The sequence below is a fragment of the Streptomyces venezuelae genome (assembly GCF_008642295.1).
Taxonomy (GTDB): Bacteria; Actinomycetota; Actinomycetes; order Streptomycetales; family Streptomycetaceae; genus Streptomyces; species Streptomyces venezuelae_C.
Map to the genome: position 1 here is coordinate 582,818 of NZ_CP029190.1, position 21,341 is coordinate 604,158.

Annotated in this window: 10 protein-coding genes; 3 read left to right on the forward strand and 7 right to left on the reverse strand. The window is 69.1% G+C overall.

Annotated features, from left to right (window positions below; genetic code table 11):
* Positions 1-140: 140 nt before the first annotated feature.
* Together DEJ50_RS02670 and DEJ50_RS02675 are read right to left on the reverse strand one after the other, a co-directional pair.
* Positions 141-1,031, reverse strand: coding sequence for an ABC transporter permease (locus DEJ50_RS02670; RefSeq protein WP_223837552.1), 891 nt, complete (start codon positions 1,029-1,031; stop codon positions 141-143).
* Complete coding sequence (locus DEJ50_RS02675; protein WP_150205789.1) at positions 1,028-1,996, reverse strand: ABC transporter ATP-binding protein; 969 nt, start codon at positions 1,994-1,996, stop codon at positions 1,028-1,030. Before DEJ50_RS02675 ends, DEJ50_RS02670 begins: the two co-directional genes overlap by 4 nt.
* Positions 1,997-2,130: 134 nt before the next feature.
* Between DEJ50_RS02675 and DEJ50_RS02680 the strand changes: the two genes are divergently transcribed.
* The gene (locus tag DEJ50_RS02680; protein ID WP_150205790.1) at positions 2,131-3,429 is read left to right on the forward strand and encodes a sensor histidine kinase; all 1,299 of its coding nucleotides are present in this window, start codon (positions 2,131-2,133) and stop codon (positions 3,427-3,429) included.
* Complete coding sequence (locus tag DEJ50_RS02685; RefSeq protein WP_150205791.1) at positions 3,426-4,124, forward strand: response regulator; 699 nt, start codon at positions 3,426-3,428, stop codon at positions 4,122-4,124. Before DEJ50_RS02680 ends, DEJ50_RS02685 begins: the two co-directional genes overlap by 4 nt.
* A gap of 27 nt (positions 4,125-4,151) precedes the next feature.
* On the opposite strand, the gene DEJ50_RS02690 is transcribed toward DEJ50_RS02685, so the two are convergent.
* The 5 genes from DEJ50_RS02690 to DEJ50_RS02710 all read right to left on the reverse strand — a co-directional run bounded on the left by DEJ50_RS02690 (position 4,152) and on the right by DEJ50_RS02710 (position 15,730).
* Positions 4,152-5,045, reverse strand: coding sequence for a geranyl diphosphate 2-C-methyltransferase (locus DEJ50_RS02690; protein WP_150205792.1), 894 nt, complete (start codon positions 5,043-5,045; stop codon positions 4,152-4,154).
* A gap of 21 nt (positions 5,046-5,066) precedes the next feature.
* Positions 5,067-6,533, reverse strand: coding sequence for a family 2 encapsulin nanocompartment cargo protein terpene cyclase (locus DEJ50_RS02695; protein WP_150205793.1), 1,467 nt, complete (start codon positions 6,531-6,533; stop codon positions 5,067-5,069).
* Between the two features lie 59 nt (positions 6,534-6,592).
* Positions 6,593-8,005 (reverse strand): family 2B encapsulin nanocompartment shell protein, encoded by a 1,413-nt coding sequence (locus DEJ50_RS02700; RefSeq protein WP_150205794.1) that lies wholly within the window; start codon positions 8,003-8,005, stop codon positions 6,593-6,595.
* Positions 8,006-8,326: 321 nt separating this feature from the next.
* Positions 8,327-8,695 carry a hypothetical protein gene (locus DEJ50_RS02705; RefSeq protein WP_150205795.1) on the reverse strand — a complete coding sequence of 123 codons (369 nt, stop codon included), beginning with the start codon at positions 8,693-8,695 and terminating at the stop codon, positions 8,327-8,329.
* A gap of 102 nt (positions 8,696-8,797) precedes the next feature.
* On the reverse strand, positions 8,798-15,730 hold the full coding sequence (locus DEJ50_RS02710) for a polymorphic toxin-type HINT domain-containing protein (protein WP_150205796.1): 6,933 nt from the start codon (positions 15,728-15,730) through the stop codon (positions 8,798-8,800).
* Positions 15,731-16,382: 652 nt separating this feature from the next.
* Here DEJ50_RS02710 and DEJ50_RS02715 point away from each other — a divergent pair.
* Positions 16,383-21,218, forward strand: coding sequence for an FG-GAP-like repeat-containing protein (locus tag DEJ50_RS02715; protein WP_190344231.1), 4,836 nt, complete (start codon positions 16,383-16,385; stop codon positions 21,216-21,218).
* The last annotated feature ends 123 nt before the right edge of the window (positions 21,219-21,341 follow it).

A 21,341-nucleotide genomic window follows, 5' to 3' on the forward strand; every position in this document is an offset into this window, starting at 1 on the left:
CCCCGGCCATGAGGCCGGGGCACCCGGGACCGCCGCGGTTCCGGACGCGGTTTCGTAGGTGGGCGGCGGAGGGGACGTTCGAGGGAATCCGCAGTCCGCACGCTTCCTGATGAACAGTCAGAAAAACCATCGGAGACTGTTCAGACGTCCCTGCGCCGCACCACGAGGACCGCGACGGCCACCGCCACGGTGGCCCAGGCGCCGTACACCATCCACGCCTCGGTCACCGTCAGCGGATACTTGCCGAAGCTGCCGGCGCGCTCCGGGTTGGTCACCAGCCGCCGCCAGGCGCTGAGCGGCATGGCGTTGCCCATCTCCTTGACCCAGCGGTAGCGGTCGCCTTGCAGGAGCGCCGGGAGCAGGAGCAGCAGGGCGATGGCGGCGACGATGGAGCCCGCGGCATGCCTGAAGGTGGCACCCACCGCCATGCCGATCAGCGCGCTCAGCGGCGCCAGCAGGGCTGCCGCTGCGACGGCACGCAGGGCACCCGGGTCGCCCAGTGACAGGCCGCCGTGGTCGCGCAGCAGCATTTGGGTGAGGCCGAAGGAGGCGCCGGAGACGAGCGCCCCGAGGGCCAGCATGACCGCAGAGATCACGGTCACCTTGGCGGCGACCACCGCCCTCCGGTCGGGGACGGCGGCGAAGGTCGTACGGATCAGCCCGCTGGTGTACTCACCGAAGACGGCTATGGCCCCCACGGCCGCAGTGATGATCAAGAGGAGCTGCCAGGCGGGATCGACGAAGGCGGTGTGCATCGGGTCGAAACGGAACTCGGGAAGATCCGGAATGCCCGGCTCCGCCGGTAGTTGCCCCGGCAGGCCCGCCAGCCGGTCCGCGTTGGACGCGGCGGAGTTCACATTGATCCCGATCACGGCCAGCGCGCCGACGCCGAGCACCCAGGAGGTGGAGCGCAGCGACCAGAGCTTGATCCACTCGGCAACGAGGAGGTGCCGGAACCGGGCGGGCGCCCCGGCCGGGGGGCGGTCGGCCCGGGCGGTGGCCCGGCCGACCCGGTCCAGTACAGGGGTCATCGGTCGGCTCCTGACGCGTATTGGACGCTCTCTGCGGTGAATTCCATGAAGGCCTCCTCCAGGGAGGCCGAGTGCGGGCGGAGTTCGTACAGCCGCACTCCGTTCGCAAAGGCGAGTTCGCCGATGCGGTCCGCGGGCAGACCGGTCACCGTGTACGAGCCGTCGGGCTCGGCCCGCACCGCAACCGCTTCCGCCTGCGCGCCCGTACCCGCGTCCGTACCCGCGCCCACACCCATGCGCTTGCCCGCGTCCGTCAGCAGGCCGGGAAGGACGTCCCCGTCGGGTGTACGGACGCTCACCCGCAGCGGTGCGCTGCGCGCCGCGAACTCGCGCAGACTCTGCGCCGCGATCAGCCTGCCGCGGCCTATGACGATCAGTTCCTCGGCCGTCTGCTCCATCTCCCGCATCAGATGGCTGGAGACGAGGACGGTGCGGCCCTCGTCCGCCAGTTGTCCGAGCAGGCCGTGCAGCCAGCGCACGCCCTCCGGGTCGAGGCCGTTGAGCGGTTCGTCGAAGATCAGTACGGGTGGATCGCCGAGCAGGGCGGCGGCGATGCCGAGCCGCTGCTTCATGCCCAGGGAGAACCCGGCGATCCTGCGGCCGGCCGCATCGGACAGGCCCACCTCCGCCAGCACTTCGGCGACCCGCCGGCGCGGCAGCCCGTTACCGGCGGCCAGTGCGGTCAGATGGGCGCGGGCAGTGCGGCCACCGTGTACGTCGTGGGCATCGAGCAGGGCTCCGACGTGTCGGAGGCCGCGCGGGCGGGCGCCGAACGGCTGCCCGTCGACGGTGACGGTGCCGCCGGTGGGCCGGTTCAGCCCCAGCACCATCCGCAGCGTGGTGGACTTCCCGGCGCCGTTCGGCCCCAGGAACCCGGTGACCACGCCCGGGCGGACGGTGAAGGACAGGCGGTCCACGGCGGTGGTCTCGCCGTAGCGCTTGGTGAGTTCGGTTGCTTCGATCACGGTGTCCACGCTCCCGGACCGGCCACCCCTCGCACATCGGACCACGGACCCCCTCCCCGGAGCTCCGGGTTGGCCCACGGGAGTACGCCCGTGGGCCAATGCCGGGGAGCGGTCGGGCTGCCTATGATCGGCCCATGAAAGCCCCGCAGGAGACTCAGCGGTCGTTCCTCGACCTGACCCTGGCCGGGTGCTCGGGCATCGCCTACGTCGTCCTGCTGTACGTCGTCGTGCTGAACACGGGCAGCGAACTGACCGGCATGCGCCTGCTCCTGGCCTTCCCGCTCGCCGTCCTGTTGCTGCCCCTGATGCGGCGTCAGCCGCTGCCCGCCCTGGTACTGCTGGTCGCCGCCTCCTTCGCGGCAACCGTCGTCGTCAACTCCATGATGGCGGCGGGGCCGCCCAGGCCGGCCATACCGGGCGGCATTCCGCCGTCCGCGGAGACGCAGGCCTGGCAGATCGCATCTCTCCAGGCCGTGCTCACCGATCTGACCATCGGATGGATCGCCGCCACCCGGCCACCACAGCGGCGGACGGCGACCGTCGCCGCCGCCCTGGTGGCACTCGGCGTACAGATCGCAGGCGCCTCCTACTACCGCGAGGGCTCCTCGTCCTTCCTCGCCGCCTCGGCCTTCCTGGCCCTGATGATGGTCACCGCCTGGACGGTCGGCCACTCCGTGCGCGAACGCCGCGAGCACACGGCCGCGCTCCAGGCCCGGGCCGCGGAGCAGGCCGTCACCGCGGAGCGGCTGCGAATCGCCCGGGAGCTGCACGACATGGTGGCGCACAGCATCGGTGTCATCGCCATCCAGGCCGGCGTGGCCAGGCGCGTCATCGACACCCAGCCGTCGGAGGCCCGCAACTCCCTCGCCGCCATCGAGGACACCAGCCGGGACACCCTGGCCGGCCTGCGCCGGATGCTCGGCGCGCTGCGCCAGACGGACCGCGGGGAGGACGCACCGCTCGGCCCCGTGCCGGTGCTCGCAGATCTGGACGGGCTGGTGGCGCGGACCCGGGACGCGGGGGTGCGGGCGGAGCTCGAGTGGCGGGGTGAGCGGCGGCGGCTGCCGACGGAGACAGAACTGTCGGCGTACCGGATCATCCAGGAGGCGCTGACCAATGTGGTCCGCCACTCGGGCGCCCACACCTGCCGGGTGACCGTCGAGTGCGCGGAGGACGGCCTGTCCATCGAGATCACCGACGAGGGCAACGGCCCGTCCGCCCAGCACGCCCGATCCGCCCGGTCCGGTCTGCCCGGAGCGGCCGGGTACGGACTGACGGGCATGCGGGAGCGTGCGGCGCTGCTGGACGGGGAGTTCACCGCGGGGCCGCGGCCCGAGGGCGGGTTCCGCGTGGCTGCGCGGCTCCCCGTGCCCGCGGCGACCACCACGGCCACCACGGCCACCACGGCCACGACGACGGCGGTGGTCGGATGATCCGGGTGCTGCTCACCGATGACCAGCCGCTGGTCCGGCACGGGCTGCGGGTGCTGATCGCCGACCGGCCCGGGCTGGAGGTGGTGGGCGAGGCGGCGAACGGCGAAGAGGCGGTGCGGCTCACTGCCGGGCTGGCCCCGGATGTGGTGATGATGGACATCCGGATGCCCGGCATGGACGGCATCGAGGCCACCCGGCGGATCACCGCCGCCTCCGGACCCGGACCCGGCTCCGGACCCGGCACACCGCAGCCGAAGGTCCTCATCCTCACCACGTTCGACGACGACGAGTACGTCTACGGCGCGCTCCGCGCCGGGGCGAGCGGTTTCCTCGTCAAGGACATGGACATGGACCAGATCCTCGGCGCGATCGAGGTCGTCGCCGCGGGCGAGGCCCTGCTCGCACCGCGTGTGACCCGGCGCCTGATCGCGGAGTTCGCGGCCCGCCCCGCCGCCGGCCCACCACCCCGGCGAGCACTGGCGGGGATCACCACCCGCGAGCGGGAGGTGCTCACCCTGGTCGGCCAAGGATTGTCCAACACGGAGATCGCCGCGCAGTTGTACATCACCATGGCCACGGCGAAGGCCCATGTGGGCAGGCTGCTGACCAAGCTGGACGCCCGGGACCGGGTGCAGCTGGTGATCAAGGCGTATGAGCTGGGGCTGGTGACGCCGACGACCGGGCCCGTCGGATGACGGACCCGGCCTGGGAGGTGCGGTGGGTCAGATGCGGTCGGCCGCGATCAGGACGTACTGGAAGGAGCCGTCCTTGTAGGAGTTGATGAACGCCTCTTCGATACCGGTGACCAGGGAGGACGTGGCCCGCAGCTCCCAGTAGGGCAGGGTTGCGGGGGTGAGGTCGATGACGGCCTGCGGGACGAGGCGGTTGTCGGCCATGGCGCGCAGGTACTCGCGGCGGGAGTGGATGTTGCACTCGAAGTGGGCGTTGATCTGGGAGACCCACTTCGAGGGCTGTCCGTACCGGGGGTTCCAGCAGCCCGTGATGGTCACGTAGCGACCGCCGACGGCGAGGATGCGGGAGTGCTCGGCGAAGAGGTCGTGCAGATCGACGTACATGCTCGACTCGTTGTTCCACGAGGCCGCGGCCTGCCCGGTCTCGAAGGGCGTGCCGAGCATATTGCACACGCGGGCGTGGACGTGGTCCTCGATCCCGAGTTCGCGGGCGCGCTGGTTGGCGAAGTCTGCCTGCTTCGCCGACAGGGTGACGCCCTCGACCTTGCATCCGAAGCGCTGGTGGGCCATGACCATCGAGCCGCCACGGCCACAGCCTGCGTCCACGAGCGTGTCCTCGCGCCCGATGGGGCCGAGGTGGTCCAAGAGCACTTCGGCCTGCGCCGACTCCAGGCGGTGGAGTTCGGCGATCAGCTTCTTCTCGTATGCGCTGTCCTCGGCGTCGCCGAGGGCGGCGTGGTCGACGTCGCCGATGCCGTAGTGGTGGTGGTAAAGGCCGTCGACATCGCCCAGCCGCAGGTTCACGGGCCGGGCCTCGTTGTTCCAGTACCGGGCGATGTCGCCCTGGTAGGGCGTCGCCGGGGCGGGGATGAACGCGGAGGGGCGGGCGGTGGGGGTGAGCTCAGTGGTCACGGATAAGTCCATTTCTCATTACCGGAATTCGGGTTACCAGAAGTCGGGCAGGCTGTAGCGATAGGTGTTGCTCATGTGCCAGTAGTGGTTGCCGTCGACCCAGACGGCCACGCCCCGCAGGAAGCGCAGGACCCTCGGGTCGGGACAGGAGACGGCCAGTTCGGCGGAGGCCGCCTCGAACTCGTGCATGAGGTCGTTGTGGATCTCGACCGCCTTCAGGTAGGCGTCCTTGTCGGAAAGCCCTTCCCGTTCGGCGATGACCACCGGCAGGTTCAGGTGCTTGCCGCGGGCCTCGAGTTCCTTGGTGTACGAGTAGAGGTCGTTCATGACGGTGGTGGCGTTGCCCGCGAGGGCGATCACCCGCTGCATGGCCGGCTGGGCGTGCAGGTCCGTCGGCAGTTCGTAGCCGCCGATGGTGTCGGTGATGGTGGGGCAGGGGCGGAAGTTGTTGAACTGCCGCATCGCCAGGTACTCGTTCACCTCCGGGACGTACGAGGTCTCGGCCCAGGCGGCTTCGGCGAGGTACCCCATGTGCAGCCGGGCCATGTCGTGCCGGAACCGGTCGGCCTGGGACGGGGTGGCCGCCCGGACGAAGTACTCCATGGCCGAGCGGTAGGAGCGCCGCGGGGCATCGGAGAGAAGCGATTCCTCCCAGGCCGGCACGTACTCCTTGGTGGTGTGGACCGGGTCGAGGGCGGTATGCGCCAGCAGAAGCCTTCCGCCGAGGCCGACGGGCGAGCCGCCGTGGTCCTCGCAGTAGATGTCGTCGACCACGTTCTCGGCGACCATCAGCCGTGTGGCGATCATCAGGTGGTCGATGGTCGGCGCGTCCGGATGGCAGGCGACCATGTAGCGGCCCACGGAGAAGCCGTCGAACTGGTCCTCCCATTCCGGGGGGTACGCCTGGACCTCGTCCACCGCCCACCGCTTGATCCGGCGGCTGACCTCCGCCACCCGGGCGGGGTCGGGCTCGGGAACGGGGTGGTGGTAGAGGCCGGGAATCGGCCGTCCCTCCGCTGCCGCCGTGGCCGGAGCGGGCGGCTGCTCGCGCGGGGCGAAGTGCAGTCCGCTCGTCCCCAGGCCGCTGGGGCCGCGCCGGAGCCTTTCCACGAAAGCCTTGGCCTTGGCGTCCGGCGCGGTGGCGGCGGCTACTGCGGCAGCAGGGGCGGTGGCTGTGGCGGTGGCGCGGACGAAGGGCCGGGCGGGCCCGGTAGGCAGCGGCGGCCGGCCTGCGGCAGCACCCGCAACCTCGACCGGTGCGACCTCGACCGGTGCCGCCGCGACCGATACGGCCTCGACCGGTGCGGTTTCGACGGCTGCGACCCCGGTCGGTGCGGTCTCGGAGGCTGCGAGCTCGGAGGCTGCAACCCCGGCGACCTCGAGCTCGGCGGCTTCGAGTTCGGCGGCCTGGGCAGCGGCATTGGCAAGCACATAGGCCCCGAAATGGGCCGCAGCGCCGGGCAGGCTCGACTGCAGAGGGGAAAGCCCGGGATCGGGCATCCGTAACTCCTTGGTGAGGTGGGTGGGCTGTCCCGGATCCCGGGCAGGGGCAGGGCCCGCTAGTCGCGCCTGCGGGCGATCTGTACGTTCTCCAGCACACCGAGCGCATCGGGCACCAGGATCGCGGCGGAGTAGTAGGTGGTGACCAGGTAGGAGATGATCGCCTGCTCGTTGATGCCCATGAATCGCACCGACAGGCCCGGCTCGTACTCCTCGGGCAGACCGGTCTGACGCAGGCCGATGACACCCTGGTTGTCCTCGCCGGTACGCATGGCGAGGATCGAGCTGGTGTTCTCCTTGCTGATGGGGATCTTGTTGCAGGGCAGGATCGGTACGCCCCGCCAGGCCGGGACCTGCTGGCCGCCGAGGTCGACGTGGTCCGGGTAGAGCCCCCGGGCGTTGAGCTCGCGCCCGATGGCCGCGATCGTCTTCGGGTGGGCGAAGAAGAACTTGGTGCCGCGGCGGCGGCACAGCAGCTCGTCGAGGTCGTCCGGGGTGGGCGGGCCGGAGTGGGTCTGGATCCGCTGCTTGAAGGCGGCGTTGTGGAGCAGACCGAACTCCGGGTTGTTGATCAGCTCGTGCTCCTGGCGCTCGCGGAGCGCCTCGATGGTCAGCCGGAGCTGTTCCTCGGTCTGGTTCATCGGCTCGTTGTAGAGGTCGGCGACCCTGGTGTGGACCCGCAGAACGGTCTGTGCCACGGAGAGCTCGTACTCCCGGGGCTTGAGTTCGTAGTCCACGAAGGTGCCGGGCAGCTCGGGTTCGCCGGTGTGGCCGGCCGACATCGCGATCTCGGCTTCGCCGTGCCGGTTCTGCCGTTGCAGGGGAAGCGAGCTGAACTGCCGGATGTGGTGCTGCAGTCCGGGCGCGGCGGACACCACCGCGGCGAAGTCGGCGCGGGTCAGGGTGAGGAGGGTGCCGGCGGTCTCGGCGGTGGCGGTGTAGTCCCACCGGGCGTCGGCGTCGAGCAGGGCGTTCTCACCGAACCGGTCGCCGTCGGCGAGCACGGCGACGGCGACCGCGTCGCCGTACTTTCCGATGGAGGTCTGGTTGATCCGGCCGTGGGCGATCAGGTGGATCTGCTCGGCGGGGGTACCGCGCTCGACCAGCACCTCGCCGGCGCGGAATTCGCGCTGGACGCACCGGTTGGCGATCGCGGTCAGTACCTCATCGTCCTCGAAGCCACGCAGGAGGGCGAGTTCGCCGAGCTCGCGAGGGATCACCCGGACGTTGCCACCGTCCTGGACGAACTCGATCCGCCCGTCGCCGACGGTGTAGCTCAGTCGCCGGTTCACCCGGTAGGTACCGCCCTTGGTCTCCACCCAGGGAAGCATCCGCAGCAGCCAGCGGGAGGTGATCTCCTGCATCTGCGGGGCGGACTTGGTCGTGGTGGCAAGGTTGCGGGCAGCAGCCGTACTGAGGCTGGACTGCTGCGGCGGCTCCAGCTGCGATTCCGGGCTGGTGTCAACGGTCATCGGACGAGGTCTCCTTCGTAAGGGCCGGTGTTCGGGCATACGCGCACGTCACCGGTGAAAGAGGAAATAAGGGGTGAACATCCGGGAATCCATCCAGATCCCGGGGAACACTAACCCCGCTGCGCCGCGCCGGACCGCGCCAAGCCGTTCGTATTACCTCGATGCAGTGATCTTGCCCCGCAGGAAGTTTGACCAGGCCACCGATGGCTTCCGGCCAGCCCCGGGGCCGGGGCCGGCTGCCGCGCACTCCGGCGGGAGCACGACGCAGCGAAGGCCGCACCCGAATGAATCGGGTGCGGCCTTCACAAGGGATGCGAATCCCTACTCTCTCAGAGCCTCTTCGATCGCGTCTGCGACGGAAATCGGCGTCACTTCGTCATCCGGATCATCCATGCCGAGAAGTGGCAGGTCGAGGACGACCTCCACCTCGTCACCGAATTCTCGCCTGATCGCCCGGATGCTGTTGAAGATCGCGAAATACGCGGGGCTCACCGACGCAAAATCCTCACGGACCTTGATCTCGCCGCCCGACCGCACAAAGGGCCGGTACGGCGGAATGGCCACCCACAAGGGAAACCCGTCACCCCTCTCGTTCGGAACGATCTGAGCGTGATCGTGGGTCGGACGCCCGCCATACCGCTCGAACGCCCAGGCGCCCGCCATGACGACGACGTCCGCCGCCACGTCCACGGCACGAGACTCCATCACGGCCAACGTGGACCGCGGGCGGAGCAGCTCCGCCCACAGCTCGGCCGTCCTACGGTTCTGCGTGGTTGCGCAGATCTTCATCACTCACCACGGGACCGGCATCGAAGGCATGATCCGGACACGTCCCGCTGCATTCAATTCATCTCCCCACAGCACGAACGTATCCGTCATTCCCTTACCACCATCGGACAGGTTCTCGATCCAGGCGTGGTCCGGAATCTGATCCGATCGGATGACCGCCCGTGTCAGCGTGTACACACCTTCGGGCTTCTCTCCAAAGGCGGCCTTGGCATACTGGGCGGCACTTTCCGGGGTCGTCGAGAAGTACTTCGACTCGGCCCCGACCTCCGGGAAGTGCTCGTAGCTCCGGGTCTTCTTGATCCGGTCCAGTTCACGGCCCTTGACCACCCGGTAAATGTACTGCTCGCCTTCCTTGAGCTTGCTTTCGCCACAGTTGTGGACGAGAACCGGTGTGGACTCGGCGATCACGTAGTACGTGTGGATGTCCGCGACCGTGAGGTTGTGGACCGTGGCCTGGGCGGTCCAGCGCTTGACGGCCGTGACCTGGGTGCGGGTGCCTGCGCCCGTTTCGAGCCAGGTGCCGGGGTTGAGGTCCGTCGCCTTGATCCAGCGGCGGAGCTCCGGGGCCCAGAACGGGTGGCCGTCCGTGGCCGTGATCGTGGCAGGCTTGGCGGTGCCCTGGGCGCCGTCCGCGTCGATCGTGACCTCGACCAGGTTCTTCGAACCCTTGCCGATGATCGTCGCCGCGACTTCCTTGTTCTCCGTCTTCCCCGACTCGGGGTCGGTGGCCTTGACCTTGTCGCCGGGCTTCAGGTCCTTGATGGCCTTGGCCGAGCCATCCGCCATCACCACCTTGGTGTCCGGCGTGAAGCTGTTGACCCGGCAGGTGGCACCCGAGCTGGTCTCGCCGCCCCCGCTGGGGCCGCTGCCGCCGCTGTCGGCCTTCTGTGCCGCCGTTGTCGCGGCTTCGTCCGCCTTGGCTGCCGCGTCCTTGGCCGCCTGTGCCTGTTTCTGGTGGTCGGCCAGTTCCTCCGTGTACCTGGCCATGGCCGCGGCGTCGTCGTCGGCCCGCTTCATGGTCTTCGTGGCCCAGGCGACGGCGCCCTGCCACTTGTCGTACATCTTCCAGGCCTTGACCAGGGCCTTGCCCAGTTTCACGGCCTTGCCGCCCCAGGACAGCGCAGCGTCCACGGCGATCATGCCGCAGGCCATCTTGCTGCCCGCCAGGCAGTCCTTGATGTCGTTCCAGCCGCTGACCTCCTTGGCGACCTCCTTGGCGATCTGGAGGATGACGTCCATGCGCTTCTGCGCCGCGATGCGCTTGGCCTTCTCGACGTCGGCGGCGCTGACGGACGGCTTGGGCTTCGTGGGTGCCGGGGTGGTGGAGCCGCTGCCGCCGGAGGAGCCGGTGTCGCCGCCGCCTCCGCTGTCCCCCGTGTCACCGCCGTTGTTGCCGCCGGCACTGGGCAGCTTGATCGGTACGCAGGGGCCGCCCAGGTACTGCTCCGAGCAGACTGCCCGGCCGGTCGGGTCGCTGAAGGTGACCGGGCTGTTGAGCCCGTAGGCGTACGGGTTCATCGTCTCGGAGACCGCGATGTTCATCTCCGGGTCGACCGAGATGAACCGGCCGATCGCCGGGTCGTATTCGCGTGCGCCGATGTGTGTGAGGCCTGTGGAGTCGTCCTTGGTGCCTCCGATGTAGCCCTGCTCGTTCGGCCACATCGACGGCTTGGCGCCGCGCTCCTCGCCGAACGGGGTGAACTTGCGCCGGGTGACCGCCTGTGTGGTGCCGTCGACCGAGGTGGTCGCCGTGCCGTTGCGGTCGCTCAGCAGGTACGAGGTCGTGGTCTTGCCGCCCTCGACGGTCTTGACCATGACCGGGCCGGCCGGGTGCGTGTAGTACCGCGTTCCCTTGACGATGTTGCCGGCCTTGTCCGCCCGGACTTCGGTGCCCGGCAGGTACAGGGTGGTACCCGTCGGGTCGCGGCGGATGAGCCTGTTGCCGCCCGCGTCGTAGAGGAACTCGGTGACCTTGGTGCCCTCGGTCACCTTGTCGAGGTGGCCCTCGGTGTCCCACAGCAGCGTCTGGGTGCTGCCCTGGATGACCCGCTTGTTGGTGTTGCCGACGTCGTCGTACCCGTAGCTCTCGGTACGAGCGCCCTCCGGCCCGGTGGTGTCGACCTTCTCCAGGCGGTTGGCCGTGGGCAGGCCGACGGCGTAGCTGTACTTGCGCTCGACCTTCTTGGCGTCATCGCCCGCCGGGTCGTGCTTGGTCTCGCTGAGCCGGTTGCCGGCCGCATCGAACGTGTACGCGTGCCAGTACGGGTCGGGGCCGCCAACCTTCGGCTTGGTCGTCGCACCCGGCTTGGCCGCGCAGTTGTCCGTGGCCGTCCAGGCGTCCGACATCCGCTGGAGGTGGTCGTACTGGTAGCACTGCGTGTCGGTGGTCACGGGCGTCGGATCGGCGCCCTGCGCGTCCGTCACCCGCAGGATGTTGCCGGAGGCGTCGTACTGCGTGGAGATTTCGCCGATCCGGTTGAAGCCGGTGCCGCTCTGCTGGTCGTGGATCACCGACTTGTTGCGGCGGGTCTGCTCGTCGAAGGAGTAGGTGGAGATGAGCTGCTTGCCCAGCACCCCCACCTTCGTGCGCAGGAGGTCGCCCAGCGGCGTGTAGTCGGTGTCCGTCACGAACTGCTTGCCGGAGATGCTCATCGTGGTGATGCCGTCGAGCCCGTGATAGCCCGTCGTCACCCGCTCCGAGGGGAGCCCCGCCACAGCCGGGTGGGACGACGTGGCCGGCAGGCCGACCGTCTCCGTGTACGTGTTCGAGTAGAGGTAGGAGCCTGCGAGCTTGCCCTCGGAGGCCGGAATGGTGACCTTCGAGCCGAGCGGGCGGTACTCCTTGTCGTAACCCGTGACCTCCTGGGTGTAGGCGTTGCCGTTTTCGAATCGCGTCGAGGCGACGGGCATGCCGAGGGCTCCCGGCAGCGAGTCGTATGTCCGCTCGGTCAGCTTCGGGCCGGTCAGCGACGTCTCGTGGGTGGCCTTGATGCGGCCGAGGTCGTCGTAGGCGAAGGCGATGGTCTTCGCCGGCTTCCGGCCGTCCGTGACGGACAGGACGCGGTTGCCGTCGTCGTAGGCCGTGGTGACAGTGCCCTTGTCCGGGTCCGTCGACTCGTACACGCGACCACGGATGTCGTACTTGTACGACCACACGTTGCCGATCTGGTCCGTGACGGACTCCAGCATGCCGCGGCGCTCGTACTGGTACCGGATCTTGTCGTACGCGCCGCTGGGCGAGGCACCCTTGTACTGGCGCAGCTCGGTCTTGCGGCCCTGGGCGTCGGTGACGGCGAGGGTCGGTGTCTGGCCCGCCGGCGGGTCCACGGCCACGTAATCGCCGCCGTAGCTGCGCGTGGTGCGCCAGGTCTCGGTGGCCTTCGCGCGCGCGATGGTGGCCACCGGCCGGCCGAGACCGTCGTACTCGGTGACGGTCGACGACGGGACGCCGTTGTCATCGGCCTGGAACAGATGCGGCTCGGGTGCCCCGGCCGCGTGGTAGGCCCCGTTCTCCTTCCAGATCTGGCCGCGGCTGTCGTAGAAGGTGTCGGTGATGACCCTGGCGCCGTCGAGGGCCTGCTCCTGGTTCTGGCGCAGGCGCATCATGGCGTCGTAGATGTCGTACGTGACCCGGTACTTGCCGCTCTCCAGCAGCCGCTTGGTCGTGATGACGACCGGGGCGTCGGGGGCGACCGTGTACTCGAACTGCGCGTCCGGGATGGTGGTGGCCGGGTCTCGGTCGGGTGACCACGCCTTGGTCATCCGGCCCAGACCGTCGTACGCCATGACCTGGCGCCGGCCGTTGGCATCCACCTGGGCGAGCGGCAGGCTGCGGCCCGGCTCCATTTCGATGCTGCTGGTGTGGCCGAGCGGATTGGTCGTGGTGATCTTGGTCGGGATGCCGCCGGTGGCCGGCGTGTACGCCGTCTTGACGGTCTTGCCGTAGATGTCGGTGGCCGAGGTCGGGCGCCCGTAGGCGTCGAAGGCCATCGTGCCGGTCAGCTGGTACGCGGGCTTGCCGTCCGCGTACCCGGAGAGCGACTCGGCCTTGGTGACGTTGCCGTTGGCGTCGAACGAGACGAGCGTGTCACCCGCCACGTCGGCGGGGCGGCTGATGTCCGTCGCGTCACAGGCCTTGGTGAGCGTCTCCACCCGCTTCTGCACGTAGAGGTGCTTTGCGGTGTCGACGTGGTACTCGTACAGGGTGCACGACTCGTCGCCGGTCTTCTGGGTGTCACCGCGGTCCGTGGTCCGGGTGACCAGGCCCATGTCGTCGTATTCGTGCTCGACCGCGGTACGCCGCTGGCCCCGGTTGTCCGAGAGCATCGTGCGCGAGGAGACGCTCGCCGTTCCCCGGACCCGGGCCTCCAGCGGTGCCGCGCCCTCGCGAGTGCGGGTCGCCGTCGGGCCCTTGACCATGGGTGTGGTGAGCGTGGTGGAGTTGAGCGCCCCGGTCTCGCCGTCGTAGTAGAGGGTCTCGCGGACCAGGCCGGCGAACTGCTCGGCGTCGGGGATCTTGCCGCCCTCGGAGTCGATCACGTCGACCGAGCGCTTCCCGTCGGGCGAGGCCGGGTCCTTGTCACCGTGCCGGCCCCGGAAGTACAGCGTCTCCACGAGCGAGCGCTTCTCGGGGGCGGTGCCCACGAGGGTCCGCACCCGTTCGTAGCCGCGGTACTTGGACCAGGTGCGGACGCGGTCGCTGACGTTCTCGGTCTCGTCGTCGTAGCCCCAGGCGGGAGTGCCGACGTAGTCGTAGACCGTGCGCTTCGCCGGTGAGGTGCCCTTGGTGTTGTCGCCCTCGCGGATGGAGTCCACGCGGTGCTTGTGGAACCAGTCCGTCGAGTAAAGCTTCTTCAGGCCGGTCGGGTCTGTCGGGTCCGGTATCTCTTTGATGACCGGATAGCAGCGCAGGGTGTTGGCTTCGGGCTTGGCCGGGAGCTTCTTGGGCTCCTTCGACGAGCACTCGGGCGCGGCGTAGGTGACCGAGGTCTTGGCCCCGCTCTCGGCCGTGATGACCGCGACGCGCCAGCGCAGGAACGGCGGGCTGCCGTCGGTGTCGTTGTCGACGCGGTTGGGCAGCTGCTCGCCGGTGAAGGTCACGGGAGGCAGCGGGTCGGTCGCGCCGTTCTTGCCGGTGCGCTGGATCTGGTTGAGCCAGAGCGGGTAGTCGCCCTCGACGGCTCCGTCACCGGTCGGCTTGAAGTCCTGGCTCAGCGTCCAGGTGTCGACCGCCTTGAACGCGCCTGCGACCAGGACGTGGGTGTTGACCGCGGTGAGGCGCTTGCGGGTGAAGAAGGTGGGCGAGAAGCGGTTCTTGCACTCCTTGCCCGCTTCGCACAGCTGGTCGGCCGGAACGTCGGGCCACTTCTTGGTGACGGCTTCCGAGGCCTCGGCGGTGAGCTTGCTCTCGGCGCAGTCGAAGGTCTGGTCCTTGAGGCAGCGCTCCGCCACGTCGAAGGTGATGCGGGCGGCGCCGGGGGTGAAGTACTCGCCGGCGCGCTGACCGTAGTCGATCCGCTGGAGCCAGCCGCCGCGGTCGTACTTGCGGGCGGTGGACTTGCCCAGCTCGGTGACGTTGGAGCCGTAGTGGTTGGTCTCCTTCTCGTACCAGTACGTCATCGCGTTGCCGCGGGCGTCGACGACCGCATCGAGGTTCCAGCGCCAGGTCTGGTCGCAGACGGAGTCGGCGTACGCGGCCTGGTGACAGGTCTCACCGGGGTGGTTGCCGTAGACCGGCACCCGCCAGACGGAGTTCGTCTCCTCCTTGCCCTCGGCCCAGCCGCCGAGGCGGTTGATGCCGAAGTAGTACTTGATGCCCTGGGGGGTGGTGATCCGCCAGTAGTCCTTCTTCTCGCCGTCGGGCTTGGCGGCGTCGACGGGAACGCTGTAGAAGTCGACCTTGCTGCCGTCGTCCGAGGCGGGGCGCCACTTGTTCTTCTTCTTGTCACCGCCGTCCAGGACCAGCTGGGTGGACGAGCCGTTGAGCGACATGGTCAGCATCGGCGGGCCCTCGCAGAGGTCGCCGGTGGGGTTCTTCGGGTTGTTGTGGCCCGAGCCCTCCTTGCGGTCCGATGCGCAGGGGACGAACGCGCGCTCGACGAAGTTCGAGGAGGCGCCCAGGTCCCAGCCGTCACCGACCCAGGAGGGCTGCTGTGCGCTGGCCGAGGTGCGGCCGTCGACGCTCGCCGAGGAGTACGTCAGGCCGAGCGCGGGCGACGGTCCGCCGAGGGAGGCCGGGACCTCCATGGGGTAGGACCAGTTGAAGTCGCCGGAGGAGCCTCCGCCCGTCCAGCTTCCGGTGGCCTGGAGGCTGGTCGCCTTGAAGTCTCCGCTCGGGCCCTGCTGGCCGGCCTCGGCGGCCAGGACGACCGGCTGGGGTGCGGCGAACGCCGCGGCGGCGGTCGGGGCGGCGGCCGGAGCGGCCGGCACCGTGGCCTTCAGGGTGCCGGTGGCCGCGTCGTTCGTGGTGACGACGGGGGTGCTCTGCCGGCATTCCGGCTTCTCCGGGGTGGTGAGCGAGCAGGCCGGCAGCGCGGTGAAGCGCAGGCGCGATCCCCAGCTGCCGCCGTAGGCGTTGCGGAATGCCTTGTAGTCGAGTTCGACGGTCACGGGCGCGGTGCCCGCGGCGCGGTCGGTGCGCTGGACGCTGAGCAGCAGGCCGTTGCCCACTCCCGCCTTCTTGGCGGCCTTCCGGTCCTTGAGCTCGACCTTCGCCGTGAGCGGTGCGTCGGCGGCCGGCGCGGCGGCGGCCATCGGTGCGCGGGCCGGGCCGGCGGCGCGGCTCAAGTCCGCTCCGGTCCCCCGGCTCAGGTTGACGGGCAGTGAGCCGGCCTTGGCCTTGGCACCGGCGGCCGGGCCGGCTGCTGGGGCCGTGAGCGCGCTGCTCTTGGGTCCCTTGGCGGGCGCTGCCGGTGTGGCGGCGCCGGGCAGCTCCACGTTCGCGGAGCCTGCGTTCGGCCAGGCAGCGGCCGGATTCCCCTTCCAGGTGACAACGGGCCGAGCGGAACCGGAATCACCGTTTCCTTTTGCGCGTTCACCTGGGACCTTGGCCAGTTTCTGAAGCCCCGGAAGGGAGCTGTTACCCGGTGCGGCAGCGGCCGGAAGGGCCGGCAGACCGGTGATGAGAAGTGTTGTCGCCAAGATGGGCAAATTCCATCTCAGCGAGAGCCTCGCGGGCCTGCGAGGACGATTCTGGGCAGCACGGTACACGCTGAAAAACCCCACCCTTAGATCCCCCTGGACATAACTACGCCGGAAACTAGCATCTGACATCGGTTCGGCGGAATGCTCGATCCGTATGCAACGGCACACAGGGTCAATAGTTGGCAAAGGTACACCTGCCGGGCCAAATCGGAACTATCACCCAGCTGCCCTACGGGCCGCCTGACCTGCTACAAACGACGAGTCGGCGGGATCGTCGGCACCAGGGGGAGGGGTCGGCAGGGGTCGGCCTTTACTGCTCTCCATGCAGTCAACAACACGGAGAATTTCCATGAAAGACCCAGGGGGGACCCTGAAAAGGGGAATCACGACAGTGATCCTCGCCGCCTTGTCGGCAGGATTGCTGGCTGCTACACCCAACCATGCCGTGGCGCAATCCGAAAAGCCTCGGACACTCGCTGCGAACGGCTCGGGCATCAGCCTGCTGGAGCAGCAGAAGAAGGAATCTTCCGCCGCGGAAACGACCGCACGGAAATCCGGCAAGCCGGTCGAGATCGTTTCCCTCCGCACCGAGACCACCGAGGTTTTCGCCAACCCCAACGGCTCGTACCGCGAGGACCGCTCGCTCCTCCCTGTCCGGGTCCGCCGCAATGGCGAGCTGATCCCGGTGGACACGGCGCTGGCGGTCGGCAAGGACGGGCGCGTAGCGCCGCGCGCGGCGTCGATGGCCATGACCTTCTCGGGCGGCGGGGACGGCCCGTTCGCGAGGATGGTGCAGCAGGACCGCGAGCTGTCGCTGTCCTGGCCCGGCAAGCTGCCGAAGCCGGTCCTGTCCGGCGACACCGCCACCTATGCGGAGGTCCTTCCCGGCGTCGACCTGACCGTCACGGCCGCCACCAACTCCTTCACCCACGCCCTGGTGGTCAAGACCGCCGAAGCGGCGAAGAACCCGGCGCTGAGCTCGGTCTCCTTCGGCGTGCAGAGCAAGGGCCTCAGCCTCAAGTCCGGTCCCGACGGAGGCATTCAGGCCGTCACCCCGAACGGCAATGCGACCTTCGCGGCACCCAAGCCCCTCATGTGGGACTCGGCCGTGTCCCGGCCCGCGCAATCCGGGGCCGCCCCCGCCAAGAAGCAGGCGCGCCCGCTGGCGCAGGTACTGGAGGGTGCCACCGACGGCTCCGGCCAGGCCCCGATCGACGTACGACTGACCGACCGCACCCTGACCCTGACCCCGGACCGGAAGCTGCTCGCCGACCCCGCCACCGTCTTCCCGGTGGTCATCGACCCGGTCTGGGGCGATGACGCGTTCAAGGACGCCTGGGCGATGGCCTACAAGAACACCGCCATCTCGAACAGCGAGAACACCACCTACGCCAACGGCGGGGCGATGTCCGACTATGCCCGGGTCGGATACGCGAACGACACCCAGCGCAACAGCAAGGTTTCCGCCATTTCCTACTTCCGGGTGCCCACCGCGAAGCTCCGGAACAAGACCATTCTCGATTCGAAGCTGCGGATCAAGCAGAACTACAGCGGCTCGTGGTCCTGCAAGTCGGGTGAAGTACTCGTCAAGCACCTCGGCGAAAAGCTCCCCAGCGGCATCACCTGGAACAAGCAGCCCTCCCTGGGCGCGACCGTGGCGAGCTCCGAGATCTCATTCGGTGGCCGAAACTGCCCGGCCGGCTCCGAGGGCCTGGTCGAGTTCGACATCACCCACCAGATAGCCGCCGTCGCCAAGAGCAGCTGGGCCTCCTGGGCCTTCGCCCTCGTCTCGAAGAGCACCGACATCGACGTCTCGTGGCGCAAGTTCGACCCCCGGACGGCGGTCGTCTCGACGGACTACAACACCCGTCCCGAGAAGCCCCAGAACATGCAGACCAGCCCGCTCGTTCCCTGCACGGGCGGCACCATCGGCAAGACGGACGAGATCGTCCTGCGGGCCCTGGTCAAGGACGCCGAGGACGCCAAGCTCAAGAGCGTCCGCTTCGACTACGCCAAGACCGGCGAGCCGGCCAAGACCGTGTACGACTACGACGTGCCCAGCGGCTCGTACGCCGAGGTCCGTCTCAAGCCGGCCGACCTGAAGCTCACCACGGGCTCCTACTGGTGGGACGTCCGCTCCTCGGACGGCACGGCCGAGAGCCTGCCCGGCGGCCAGTGCAAGTTCTCACTGGACACCGACGCGCCGTCCAAGGCTCCCACCGTCGTCTCCCCCGAGTACCCCGGTGGGAACCTGAAGGACGGCAAGGTCGCCGGCACCCCCGGCCACTTCACCTTCGACGATGTGAGCCCCGAGAACGACGTCGTGCGCTACGAGTGGTGGACCGACCAGGACACCACCCTGCGGACCGAGCCGGCGACCGTCAAGGGCGGCTCCTCCAAGGCCGTCACCTTCACCCCGTACGCCTCCGGCCCGCAGTTCATGTACGTACGCGGCGTCGACGCGGCCGGCAACCAGTCCGCCCTGACCACCTACCTCTTCTACCCCCACAGCAAGGGCAAGCCGGACAAGCCGGGCGACCTCAACGGTGACAACGCCACCGACCTGTGGTCCATCGACCCCGGCAGCGGCGACCTCTCCTTCTACCCGGGCAAGGCGACCGGCGAGTTCGGCAATCCGAGCCGGGCGTCGGAGCGCACCTTCATGGACGCGCAGATCACCCACCGCGGCAGCTGGAACGACGACGTCAGCGAAGACGTCGTGGCCCTGCGCCCCGGCAGTGAGGACCCCGCCCGGCTGGAGCTGTGGGTGTCCATGAACAAGGGCAACGGCGTCCTCGACGACACCCAGCAGGGCAGCTACGAGCTGCTGGTGTCGGACCAGACCGAGGCCGACGGCGACCCCAGCGAGAACCACTGGCGCAACGCCGACCAGATCGTCTCCCTGCCCAGCGTCGACAACGACAGCGAGGACTTCGCCGAGGGCACCGGAGCCCCGGTGGTCGACGAGCGCGACTCCGCGGACCTGCTGGTCAAGGAGGGCGCCAACCTCTGGCTCTACCGGGGCGCCAAGTCCGACCCGTACCTGGACAACTTCGGCTCGCCCATTCCCCTCGGCAACGCCGACTGGCAGAACATGACGCTGATGGTGCCGGGCGACCTGAACAAGGACGGGCTGCCCGAGATCTGGGCCCGTGACACCGTGTCCGGCAAGATCCACCAGTACAACAGCCGCCGGAACCCGGCCCCCACCGACAGCCTGGTCTACGACGTCTCCGTCTTCAACGATGCGTCGGTCCGCACCACGTCCATCGGCAGCGGCTACACCGGTACCGCCTACCCGCACCTGTCCAGCAACGGGGACTTCGAGGCCAAGTACGACACGGCCGGCACGCTCCTCCCGGGCGGCCACCCGGACCTGTGGTCGCGGGATGCCCAGGGCAGCTCGGTGGAGTTCCCCGGCCAGGCCATGAGCAACGGCTCCGTCTTCGGCGCCCCGCGTCCCATGGTGGTCGGCGGCACGCCCTGGTCGACCTGCGAGAAGTTCACCTCGACCAGTACGGGCACGCACGAGCTGTGCGGACCGATCCTGGCCAAGTTCAAGGCCATGGGCGGCACCGCGAAATGGGGCTACCCGACCACCGACACCGTCACCGCCCCGGACAAGGCCGGCCGCTACGCCCAATTCCAGTACCCCGGGACCACCACCTCCAACCGGGCCATCTACTGGAGCCCGCAGACCGGAGCCGCAGCCATCGGCGGCGCGATCTACGGCCGCTGGTCCGCACTCGCGCGCGAAGGCGGCATCCTCGGATATCCGACCTCGGACGAGCGCCGTACCGGTGACGGCGTCGGCTGGTTCGCCACCTTCAGCAAGGCCGGCAAGCAGAGCGCCATCTACTACGCCCCCGAGACCGGCACCTACGAGCTGGTCGGCGCCATCTACGCCCGCTACAAGGAGATGAACGGCACCGCCGTCCTCGGCTACCCGGTCATGTCCGAGACGGCGACCGACCCCATCGGCGGCAAGTACGTCAACTTCCGCAAGCGCAACCAGACGGCGACGTACGGGGCGATCTTCTGGTCGCCGGCAACCGGCGCCTGGCCCGTGTGGGGCTCGATCTACACCAAGTGGTCCGCCCTCAGCCGTGAAAAGGGGGCGATGGGCTACCCGCTCTCGTCCGAGTACGCGGTCTACGGCGGTGTCCGCACCGACTTCCAGAAGGGCTACATCCGGCACAACAGCACCACCGGCGGCACGGTCGAGCACGACTTCGACGACCGTACGGCCCACCTGCGCACCGACATGTCCGGCGACGTCAACGGTGACGGCCGGACGGACATGATCACCGCGTACAACTACGAGTCGGCCACCTCTGCCCTCTACATCGCGCCGGGCAACGCCCAGGGCGGCTTCGACCCGCCGGTCGAGGCCTGGGAAGCCAACAAGGGCAGCTTCGACTACGCCCGGGCCAAGTGGACGGCCGGCGACTTCAACGGCGACGGCAGGACCGACGTCGCGGCCTTCTACGGCTACGCCGACGGCACGGTGGCCACCTGGACCTTCCTCGGCCAGACCAACAACCGCTTCGTCCAGCACACCAAGAGCGCGATCCTGACCAGCGGCTGGAACTGGAACCACGTCGTCTCGCTGAAGGCGGCCGACGTCAACGGCGACAAGCGGGCCGACCTCAGCGCGGTCTACAACTACCAGGACAACTCCATCGGCCTGCACACCTTCCTCGCCACGGCCGACGGCTCCCTCAACGCCCCCCTGAAGGGCTGGCGTTCGGACACCTCCTGGGGATCCCCCACCTCGAAGTTCGCGGTCGGCGACGTCAACGGCGACGGCCGCAGCGACCTCGTGTGCTTCTACCACTACGGCGAGAAGGTCAACCTGTACACCTTCATCGCCCGGGCCGACGGCCTGTACGAGGCCCCGCTGAAGTCCTGGAGCGCCGCATCCGGCTGGAACGCGATCCGCACGGACGTGGTCCTCGGCGACTACGACGGCGACAAGCGGGCCGACCTCGCGACCATCGAGACCAAGGACACCACCGTGACCACCGTCAAGACGCTCGCCGGCCGGGCCGACGGCGGGTTCGACGCCCCGGTGGAGGCCTGGGCCTCGCAGCCCGGCGGCTGGTACACCAGCGCGGGGAACTTCCTGCCGGGCGATACGGACCAGGACGGCCGCGCCGACCTGGTCACCATGTACAACTACGCGACCGGTGCCACCCGTATCTTCACCTTCCCCGCGGACCCGGAGGGCGGCTTCAGGTCGCCCCGCGGTTCCTGGTACGCGGACCCCGGCACCTGGTAGCCGCCTGACCGACGCACCACCGGATAAAACGACCGCCGGAGACCCCACGGGTCTCCGGCGGTCTTGTTTTCCGCCGCAATGGCCGGAAACATTTGGCCAGTTTGGCGACAAGCGCACTGATGT